The organism is Streptomyces sp. NPDC052107, assembly GCF_040680215.1.
In the GTDB taxonomy this organism is placed as follows: domain Bacteria; phylum Actinomycetota; class Actinomycetes; order Streptomycetales; family Streptomycetaceae; genus Streptomyces.
Genome location: NZ_JBFAWG010000160.1, coordinates 1 through 9,318 on the forward strand (window position 1 = coordinate 1; position 9,318 = coordinate 9,318).

A 9,318-nucleotide genomic window follows, 5' to 3' on the forward strand; every position below is an offset into this window, starting at 1 on the left:
TGCCGTTGGCAGGGCGACCGCGACCAGGGTGCCTGGCGGCGTATCGCCGCACGCGGCCTCGCTCACCAGGCCAAGACCGTCACCGACCGCGCCACTGCCACCATGGTGATCCGCACAGTGGTGGACGCGATGGAGACAAAGGCCGTCATCACGGCCACCCCGAAGACCAGCCGGACGGACCGGTCGAAAACCGCTCCCACCCGGCCGCGAACCAACCGCCCCACGCCCAGGCGACGTGAGGTTCCCTCCCCGACACGGCCCACCGGCCGTGCCGGCCAGCGTCCGGAGGGACACGCACCAACGGGCCGGACCCGGCTGCCCCGCGCTGCCCACCGGCACCAGGACGTGACCACGATCAGCACACCCACCACCCGCCGACACCGGCCACGCGGAGCAGCCCTGGGCGCCGGATTCCACCTCCACGCTCACGCAGCCCCGCCCAGGTGGGAAGAACCCGCACCGGACCCCACGGTTCCCATGGGATCGCTTAGCTGATTAGAGACGCTCGTGGGCGTCGTGCTCGGCCCAGGCAGGAGCACGACACCATGCGGCGCCTGCCGTATGTCTCCGCCGATTCGCCAACTCCCGGAGCCGGCCACGGGGTTCGCTGTCTCAGGTCCAGCCCTCCCTGGTCAACGGAGCCGCGCGCTGCAACCAGCCCGCCTGACGACCCCCGGGGAACAAGCCGACCGATCGCCCCCTGGAAGCGTGCCGTATCGTGACGGCACATGTGGCCAGGAGAGCAGTCGTCGACGGGCGGACCGAAGCCACAGCAGCCCCCGGTCGGACGCCAGTTGAACCCGTATCAGCAACCTGGCCCGCCGAACCCCTACCAGCAGCCCGTTCCCGGCCCGTTCCAGCCGAACCCCTACCCGCAACCTCAGCCCTGGCAGATGCCCACGCAGCCGGCCACCGGCGCACCCGTGCCCCCGCCGACCGGTGGCAGCCGGAACCGGACCGCACTCGTCGCCGTCATCGCCGCGGCGGCCGTCGTCCTTGCTTCGGGCGTCACCGGATTCCTCGTGCTCGGCGGCCACCAGCACGACGGACCCGACCCGAAGCCGACCAACACCGCGTCGGCATCGCAGAGTTCGGCCAACCCCCGGGAACCCGGCACCCGGGCCGCCACGATCAAGGGCTGGAAGGTCGTGATGAATCCGACCCAGGGAATCGCGTTCGATGTCCCGCCCCAATGGGAGATCCAGTCCGCCGGCTGGGTCACCTATGTCTCCAAGGACGGGGACCCGGACGACAAACCACTCATCGCGATACGCAACGTTGCGATGCTTCAGACGAAGTGGTGTTCCTCGGACGAAAACCGGGACGGCGCGCTGGAGGACACACCACTCGCCCAGGTGGGTACGAGGGGCAACAACGGCTACCGAAGCATCCATGAGATCGCCGGTTCCGACCCGGAGACGTGGGTGTACGGGGCGTACGCCCAGCCGGACAGGACGAAGGTGAAGACCGGCACCGTCGAGGCGTTCACCACGAACTCCGGCATCAAAGGCAGTCTGGGCACCGCCTGGTCCGTGGGCGTGAAGAAGTCGAAGAAGTGCGTCACGGACGGCAAGGCATGGATCTTCGCCTTCAAGAACGCCGCAGGAGATCTGGTCTCCTGGTCGTTCTTCGGCGCCAGGAACGTGTCCGGCGAGGTGCCGGACACCACCATTCGGAAAATCGCCGCCACCGTACGGCTCCACAAGGCACCGTCGGACTCCTGATCCCTGGGCAGGCCGTTGCTGTTGTTCCAGGTACGGCGGGTGCGAAGCGGAGCTGCGGCACCACCTACCACCGCCTTCACGGTCGGTGAGGCGCTCCGCAGAACGTGAGCCACAGCCTGATGGTTGATGGCGACCTGCCCGGGCCGCGTGGCGTGAAGATCATGCGTGCGGCAAGGAGGTTACGTCCTGTTGATCGGCTTCCGGAAGGGCTAGGGCAGTCGGGAGGCGATCGAGGCCTGGTTGCGGCGGACGGCCGAGAGCTGGCCGGCCATCCGTCCCATCATCCGCATCGGCCGCGACGGGGCGGTGGTGGATCCGGAGCTGACCGACCTGGTCGAGCAGTGGATCAAGGAGGCGGTCGGTGACATCGAGGACGGGCTCACCCAGGCCGGGCGCCTCGAGCCCTATCAGCGCCGCTTCCGGGGCGTGCTCGCCATGGCGCAGCTCGACTTCGTCGCTCAGAACTGGGAGCGGGCCGACTGGAAACTCACCCGCGACCAGATGCTCGACGAGCTCGCGTCGAGCTGGACACAGCTGCTCGGCTGACAGGCCGGGTCACCGCCTCTCACCGATGCCCAGTGGCAGGTGATCGCCCCGCACCTGCCCGCGCCCGGACTCGGGTTCGAGTCCCCATGGGGGTAGCGGTGGCACGGTGTGGGTTGCGCCCACACGACCGATGAGTTCCGCCTCGCCGCGTCGTCTGCATGTTGGGAACGTCCCCCTGCCGCACCCGCGGGAGGCCCGAGATGAGATGACAAGGAGCGTGCACACCATGGACCAGGAGAACGTGAGCGCCACCCTGACTGTCGCCGTGCCGGCGGCGAGGGTGTTCGCGGTGCTGGCGGACCCGACGACCCATTCCGCGATCGACGGCACCGGCTGGGTCCAGGAATCCGTCGACCGGGCTCCGCTGACCGAGGTGGGGCAGATCTTCCGGATGGACATGTACCACCCCAACCATCCAGACGGTGACTACCAGGTGGTCAACAAGGTGCAGGTGCTCGACCCGCCGCGCACCATCGGCTGGCTGACGGGGCAGGACAAAGGCGACGGTCACCTGGAGTTCGGCGGCTGGTTCTGGCGTTACGACCTGGCGCCGCTCGGTCCGTCCGAGACCGAGGTCACGCTCACCTACGACTGGTCGGCGGTGCCGCAGTTCATCCGCGAGCGCGGCATCCGGTTCCCGCCGTTCGGCCCGGAGCATCTCACCAACTCGCTGCACCACCTGGCCGAGCTTGCCGCACCGACCTCCCGGGCCTGGACGCCCTGCGGCTAGCTGCCGGCACCGTGGGCATCGGGCCGGGACCGCTACGCGGCTCGGCGGCGCACGGTGTTGCCCATGGTCTCGGCGCGGCAGTAGGCACGCAGGGTGTCGGGGTGCAGACCACCACGGCGCCCCGCACGTCACCCGCCGGGCGGTGCACGTACGCCTCGATGCCGCCCGCTTCGCCGAGTATCTCCCACTGACCAGTCATCAGTCCCCCGTGCCTCGATTGCCGAACGTCGATGCGACCCTAGCCTGACACGACGACAGTCACACCAGAGACAGACGCGTGTGATCACTCTGTGGATCACGAGAGGATGTGGACGCAGAGTCGTTTCCTTGGCTCCGCGACGGTGATGCCGTACGGCTCCAGGACCTGGAACCCGTCGGGCCGGGGGCGAAGACGCCGTGGTCGGTGTAGACGAGGCCGACGCAGGCGGGCGCCCGGTCCAGGAGCCCGGTCGGCGCGGTGGCGGCGAGATCGTCGGGCCGCACTCCGGCGAGGGCACCGCCGTACCGGCCGAAGGGGGTGCGGGCCGCGGTGTAGAGGAAGGCGTCACTCACGGTGTGCCGTTCCCCGACAGCGTGAGCGCTTCGCCCTCCGGCTCCTCGGCGACGGCCGAGGACAGCGGGATCGGCGTGAACATGGGCGGCTCCGCGTCCGGGGTCAGCGCGGTGGGGCCGTACACCCAGTCGGTGAAGGAGTAGTCGTAGGTGTCCCGCGCCCGCATGATCGCGTTGCGCCGCAGTCGGTGCTCGCCGTCGAGGTGCCACAGCTCGCCCCAGGCGCGGGCCGTGGTCTGCACCCGGCGGCAGTGCTCCACCCGGACCGCCTCGTAGGCCGCCAGTGCGGCGTCCCAGTCGGGCGCGCCGTCCGCCGGGGCGGCCTCGGCCTGCCGGGCATAGTGGCGGGCGAGCACCCAGCCGTCCTCGATCGCCATGATCGCGCCCTGTGCCATGTACTGCAGCGGCGGGTGCGCGGCGTCGCCGAGCAGGGCGATACGGCCGTGTACCCAGGTGTCGACCGGGTCGCGGTCGAGCATCTGCCACCAGCGGTCCCGCCACATCAGCGGAATGCCCTTGCGCACCGTGTCGCAGGTGGCCTCGAAGGCCGCGTCCAGCTCGTCGGGAGTGCCCCAGTCGGCCCGGCCGGCCAGGGCCTTGGGCGACTCGAACACGGCAACCTGGTTGAACATGTGGCCACCGCGCAGGGCGTACTGGACGAAGTGGCAGCGGGGGCCGACGTAGACGGTGACGTCCTTCTCCGCGATGCCGTTGTCCCGGACCTGTTCGATCGGGATGGCCGCGCGGTAGGCGACGTAGTCGGAGCTGACCACGTTGTCGCCCACCAGTCGGCGTCGGGCCACGGAGTGCAGGCCGTCGGCCGCTATGACCAGGGGCGCCTCCTGGGCGCTGCCGTCCTCCAGGCGGATCAGGGCGCCCTCGGCCGTGTTCTCGTAGCCGACGACGGTCTGGTCGGTCAGCAGTTCGACGCCGGCGCGTTCGCAGGCTCGCAGGAAGATGCCGTGCAGATCGCTGCGGTGGATGACCATGTACGGGAAGCCGTAGCGGCGTTCGAGGTCGCGCAGGTCCAGCCGGGTCAGTTCGCGGGAGTCGAGCGCGTCCCGCATCACCATGTTCTCGGGGACGACGCCCAGGGTCCTGGCTTCCTCCAGCAGGCCGTACTCGGCGAGGATGCGGGTGCAGTTGGGCGCGATCTGCAGGCCGGCGCCCACCTCGCCGAACTGCTGGGCACGTTCGAGGACGCGTACGCGCAGTCCCTGGCGGGCCAGGGCGAAGGCGGAACTGAGGCCGCCGATGCCGCCGCCGACCACGAGGACGTCGGGCCGTCCGGCGGGGGTGGATTCAGGGTTCATGATCTGTATTCCTTCGGTCGCGGGACGGGCCGCGGGTCAGAGCCAGGCGCCCAGTGTGGGTGCGGGCGTGCCGTCGGCGGTGAGCGGGCCGGCGTCCCGTCCGGTCAGGTAGGCCGCGATGTCGTGCAGTTCACCTGTGACCAGGGCGGCCTCGCCTTCGCCCGGCAGGTCCCACGTGGCTCCGGCGGCCGTGGCCCGCAGGTGCACGGCCGGGCCCGGGGCCGCGGCGCGCTTGGTGACGACGTCGTCGCACAGGGCGGTGAGGAAGTCGGCCGGCAGGTCGGCGAAGGACACGCCACCTGCCAGGTCGACGGCGTGCACGCACACTTCGCGGGAGCGCAGCCAGGGCACCTCGGTGGCCGGCACGGTCCTGCCCTGCGCGGTGACGACCTGCGCGCGCCAATGTTCCTCGCCGAGCGCGGCCATCCCTGTCTCCAGTGTGTCCGCCGAGCCGCGCAGCCACGCGTTGAGTTCGGCGGCCGGCAGGGCACGGTCTCGTTCGATGCCTGCGGCGCGTTCCTCGGGCGAGGCGTACATGGGGGTGGGTTCGCCGGTGGCGGCCCAGTGCACCAGGTTGGACAGCGCCTCGGCGTTGGCGGCGACATGTGCCGCCACATGGGCCCGGGTCCAATCGGGCAGGGCACTCGGCGCGGCGTACCCGTCGTCGTCGAGGCCGGCTACGGCTGCGAGCATCAGCTCGGTGCCGAGCAGGGCCCAGCGACGGGCGTCGTCGAAGGTCCGGCGCATCAGGACACATTCGCCTTGACGACCCGGTTCTCCAGGCGGCCGATGCCCTGGATCTCGGTGACGACGGTCTCGCCGCCGAAGAGGTAGCGCTCGGGCCTGCGGGCGTGGCCGACGCCGCCGGGCGTACCCGTGGCGATGATGTCGCCGGGGTTCAGGCGGACGATCGTGGAGACGTACTCGATCAGGTCGACCGGGTCGAAGAGCAGGTCGCCGGTGGAGTCGGACTGCATGACCTCTCCGTCGACGAGCAGGCGCACGTCCAGCGACGGGCGGACCCCGCCCGGCAGTTCGTCGGGGGTGACGAGGTACGGGCCGACGGGTGTGGTGGAGTCCCACATCTTGCCCTGCAGCCACTCGCGGGTGCGGAACTGCCAGTCCCGGCAGGTGATGTCGTTCAGGACGGTGAAGCCGGCGATCGCCGCCTCCGCCTCGGCGCCCCGGGCCCGGCGCACCCGCTTGCCGACGACGACGGCCAGTTCGACCTCCCAGTCGAACTGCTCGGTCTCGTCGGGTCGCACGATGTCGTCGTCGGCGCCGATCAGGCAGTCGGGGAACTTGGCGAACAAGGTGGGGTGTTCGGGCAGGTCGCGGCCCATCTCCTGGATGTGGTTGCGGTAGTTGAGGCCGACGCAGACCACCTTGGAGGGTGCGGGGACGACGGGTGCGAAGTCGGCTCCGGCCGCCGGGTACGTCGTACCGACCGCGGACGCGGCCGGCTCCGGCCAGTTGTCCTGGCGCAGCAGGGTGCCCACGTCGGGGAAGCCGAGGTCGACCAGCGTCTCGCCGTCGAGCCGTACGGCCCTGGTCGTGCCGCCGGTGCGGAGGGTCGCGAGCTTCATCGGGTGGTTCCTTCCACGTGGGTGCGGTCGAGCCGCAGGGCTTCGAAGACAGGCGCGTCGCTGAACCGGAACAGGTCCAGGGCGCCGGAGTCGGAGTCGGTGGCGCCGGCCTGGGAACGGATCGAGAGCGGCTGCCAGGAGGGGACGACGAACAGGTCACCGCGGGTGACCGACCAGGTGGCCTCGCCCACGGTGACGGTGCCGGAGCCGTCGAAGACCTGGTAGACGGAGGAGCCTGTCTCGCGCACCGGGGCGGTGTCGGTGCCGCGCGTGATCCGGTGCATCTCTGCGCGGAGGGTGGGCAGTACGTCGGCGCCGGTGGCCGGGTCGGTGAACCGGACGGCGGCGTGACCTGGCTCGACGGTGCCGCCGTGTCCCTCGGATTCGAGGGCGAGCTGGTCGGCGAGGGCTCGGTCGGTGTGTTCCCAGCGGTAGGCGAGGAGGGGCGTGCCCGGGGCATTCGTACCGGCCGCGACGGGCTTGAGGCCCGGGTGGCCCCACAGGCGCTCGGAGCGGGACCGGTCGGGGGTGGTGCGTTCGGCGTCGCTGATCTCGTCCCGGCCGAACTCGAAGAACTGGGTCTCGGTGGCGTACTGGAACGGGATGTCGAGGCCGTCGATCCAGGCCATCGGCTCGGCGGTGGCGTTGTGGTGGGCGTGCCAGTTCCAGCCCGCCTGGGGCAGGAAGTCGCCGCGCCGCATGGCCACCGGGTCGCGCCCGACGACCGTCCACACTCCTTCGCCCTCGACGACGAAGCGGAAGGCGTGCTGGGTGTGCCGGTGCTCCGGGGCGTCCTCGCCGGGCATGAGGTACTGGATGGCCGCCCACAGCGTCGGGCTTGCGAACGGCCTGCCGCCGAGGGAGGGGTTGGCCAGGGCGATGGCGCGGCGCTCACCGCCGCGGCCGACGGGGACCAGGTCGCCGGCCTGGGCTGCCAGCTCCCGCAGCCGTGCCCAGCGCCACAGGTGCGGCACGGCACGCGAGCGCGGGTGGGCCGGCATCAGGTCGCCGATCTCGGTCCACAGCGGTACGAGCAGTTCCTGCTCGAATCCGCGGTACAGCTCTTCGAGGGCCGGGGTGACCTCGGGTTGCCCCTCCGCGGAGACGGCTTGGAGCCGGACGGAGGAACCCGTGGTGATGTCGTGGGTGATGCAGGACTGAGTCACAGCCCACAGCGTGCGCCGTGTCCGCCATGAGGACAGACAGATTCTGGAGAGCAGAACCGACGGCCGCCCGGGCCACCACAGTGTCCACAATCCACGCTCTCCTCACGTTGCGAACAGATCTTTGACGCGACGTAAGGCGAGTGTCTTTCTCCACGGCATCGCACCCGCCTCGCGCTGCATCCCTCCCCTCCCCCACCACGCACGCGGAGCCGAGCCCTGCCACCCGCTCCACGGCTCCAGTTTCGGGACGCCCACTCACCCAGCCAGGGAGATCAGCAATGACGCTCAACAACAGGACGACGTCGTCCCAGGGCCCAACCGCGGGCCGCCCGGATACCGGGCTACGCGGGAACACGGGCTGCCGCCTGCTGCGCGGTCTTCGTCGCCCAGGTCGCGAACGCGCTGTCGGCGTCGCTCACGGCGGTGTTGAGGATGCCGCCGGCGACGCCCGCGCGGTGGGCGGGCACGATGTCGGGGAGGTGGGCGGTCAGCGGGGGCATGACGAGCGTGCCGCCGAGACCGACGGGAACCATCAGCGCGGCGACGGCCCAGAGCGGTGCAGCGTAGAAGCCGACCATGAAGGTGAAGCCGACGGTGACCGCGATCACCATGGTGCGGTTGCGGAACATCTCCAGCGGGACCATCGGGTGCGCGGTGCGCGCCTCGACGGCGAGGAAGCCGGTCATGCCGAGGACCGCGACCGCGAAGGCGACGATCACGCGGGGTGCGGTGAAACCGTCCACGCCGGCTTCGATCACCCCGTACGTCAGTCCGCCCATCCCCGCGACCGCGGCGACCTGCCCGGCCCAGTCGAACGGCACCCTGCGGTGCGGCGACGGCCGGGTCCGCGCCACCAGGCGCAAGGCGACGACGCCCACGGGGATGTTGATGAGGAAGATCAGCCGCCAGCTCAGCTCGGACAGCACTCCGCCCACGAGCGGCCCGGCCGCAGCGGCTGCGGCCCCGTCCGTCGCCCACACGGCCACCGCACGGGCGCGCCGGGCCGGGGCGTCGTACGCCTCTCTGATCAGCGCGAGTGTCGTGGGCATCACCACCGCCGCCCCGGCGCCCTGCACGAAGCGGGCGGCCACCAGGATTCCGAGACCGGGCGCCGGGCCGCAGGCCGCGGAGGCGGCGACGAACACCCCCATGCCCGTACCGAAGGCGCGCCGGGCTCCGACCCGGTCCGACAGGGCACCCGCCGACAGCAGCAGCGCGGCGAACATCAGGGTGTAGCCGTCCACCACCCACTGCAGACCGGTCATCCCGCCGCCCAGCTCGTCGCGGATCGTGGGCACGGCGACGTTGACGATCGTGACGTCCAGGGTGATCACGAAGAAGCCGACAACGGCGGCGGCGAGGGCCGCGACCGCGTGACCGCCGCTCTCCCCGGCTGCCGGGTCAGCGGCCGACCGCACGGTGATGGGCACGAAAGTCTCCGGACGACGAGATGGACGTAAGGGCTGGACGGCGGCGCGCGAGCCACCGCTGGCGAAGGCGGATCGCACCGCTCCTTCTCTCCCCCACCGATGAAACCGCTGGTCACGGGCGTGGGGAAGGTAATGCTGTTCCATTAATGACAGAACCCCACATGCCCCGCGCACCCGCCCTAGAAGGCTTATGAAGATCTTGGGGTTCTGGCCCCGCCGCGTGAGCGGCGGGGCCAGACTCGTTTTCGTGGTGATGGGGGAATGGGCCGGG

At 70.8% G+C, this 9,318-nt stretch carries 8 protein-coding genes and 1 pseudogene; 3 read left to right on the plus strand and 6 right to left on the minus strand.

From position 1 onward, the window contains the following. The first annotated feature begins 893 nt into the window (after positions 1-893). The 3 genes from AB0M27_RS45195 to AB0M27_RS45205 all read left to right on the plus strand — a co-directional run bounded on the left by AB0M27_RS45195 (position 894) and on the right by AB0M27_RS45205 (position 3,000). Positions 894-1,724 (plus strand): hypothetical protein, encoded by an 831-nt coding sequence (locus AB0M27_RS45195; protein WP_365731766.1) that lies wholly within the window; start codon positions 894-896, stop codon positions 1,722-1,724. Between the two features lie 240 nt (positions 1,725-1,964). Beyond that, complete coding sequence (locus tag AB0M27_RS45200) at positions 1,965-2,270, plus strand: hypothetical protein (RefSeq protein ID WP_365731768.1); 306 nt, start codon at positions 1,965-1,967, stop codon at positions 2,268-2,270. Positions 2,271-2,496: 226 nt separating this feature from the next. Beyond that, positions 2,497-3,000: a polyketide cyclase gene (locus AB0M27_RS45205; protein WP_365731770.1), complete on the plus strand. Its 504-nt coding sequence runs from the start codon at positions 2,497-2,499 to the stop codon at positions 2,998-3,000. Between the two features lie 426 nt (positions 3,001-3,426). On the opposite strand, the pseudogene AB0M27_RS45210 reads toward AB0M27_RS45205, so the two are convergent. From AB0M27_RS45210 to AB0M27_RS45235, 6 genes and pseudogenes are all read right to left on the minus strand, one after another. Continuing rightward, positions 3,427-3,552 (minus strand): annotated as a pseudogene (locus AB0M27_RS45210) (3-oxoadipyl-CoA thiolase); the annotation flags it as partial. After that, positions 3,549-4,865, minus strand: coding sequence for an FAD-dependent oxidoreductase (locus tag AB0M27_RS45215; protein ID WP_365731772.1), 1,317 nt, complete (start codon positions 4,863-4,865; stop codon positions 3,549-3,551). The gene AB0M27_RS45215 and the pseudogene AB0M27_RS45210, both read right to left, overlap by 4 nt. Before the next feature lie 36 nt (positions 4,866-4,901). Then, positions 4,902-5,612: a maleylpyruvate isomerase family mycothiol-dependent enzyme gene (locus AB0M27_RS45220; protein ID WP_365731774.1), complete on the minus strand. Its 711-nt coding sequence runs from the start codon at positions 5,610-5,612 to the stop codon at positions 4,902-4,904. Further along, on the minus strand, positions 5,612-6,451 hold the full coding sequence (locus AB0M27_RS45225) for a fumarylacetoacetate hydrolase family protein (protein WP_365731785.1): 840 nt from the start codon (positions 6,449-6,451) through the stop codon (positions 5,612-5,614). The genes AB0M27_RS45220 and AB0M27_RS45225 overlap by 1 nt, the downstream gene beginning before the upstream one ends. After that, positions 6,448-7,617 (minus strand): cupin domain-containing protein, encoded by a 1,170-nt coding sequence (locus AB0M27_RS45230; RefSeq protein WP_365731788.1) that lies wholly within the window; start codon positions 7,615-7,617, stop codon positions 6,448-6,450. Before AB0M27_RS45230 ends, AB0M27_RS45225 begins: the two co-directional genes overlap by 4 nt. 341 nt (positions 7,618-7,958) lie before the next feature. Further along, positions 7,959-9,047, minus strand: coding sequence for an MFS transporter (locus AB0M27_RS45235; protein WP_365731790.1), 1,089 nt, complete (start codon positions 9,045-9,047; stop codon positions 7,959-7,961). Between the last annotated feature and the right edge of the window lie 271 nt (positions 9,048-9,318).

Bases quoted from the DNA above. Each gene is read 5' to 3' on its own strand.
- AB0M27_RS45195 (WP_365731766.1), top strand. From the start codon at position 894: ATGCCCACGCAGCCGGCCACCGGCGCACCCGTGCCCCCGCCGACCGGT.
- AB0M27_RS45205 (WP_365731770.1), top strand. From the start codon at position 2,497: ATGGACCAGGAGAACGTGAGCGCCACCCTGACTGTCGCCGTGCCGGCG.
- AB0M27_RS45215 (WP_365731772.1), bottom strand. From the start codon at position 4,865: ATGAACCCTGAATCCACCCCCGCCGGACGGCCCGACGTCCTCGTGGTC.
- AB0M27_RS45220 (WP_365731774.1), bottom strand. From the start codon at position 5,612: ATGCGCCGGACCTTCGACGACGCCCGTCGCTGGGCCCTGCTCGGCACC.
- AB0M27_RS45225 (WP_365731785.1), bottom strand. From the start codon at position 6,451: ATGAAGCTCGCGACCCTCCGCACCGGCGGCACGACCAGGGCCGTACGG.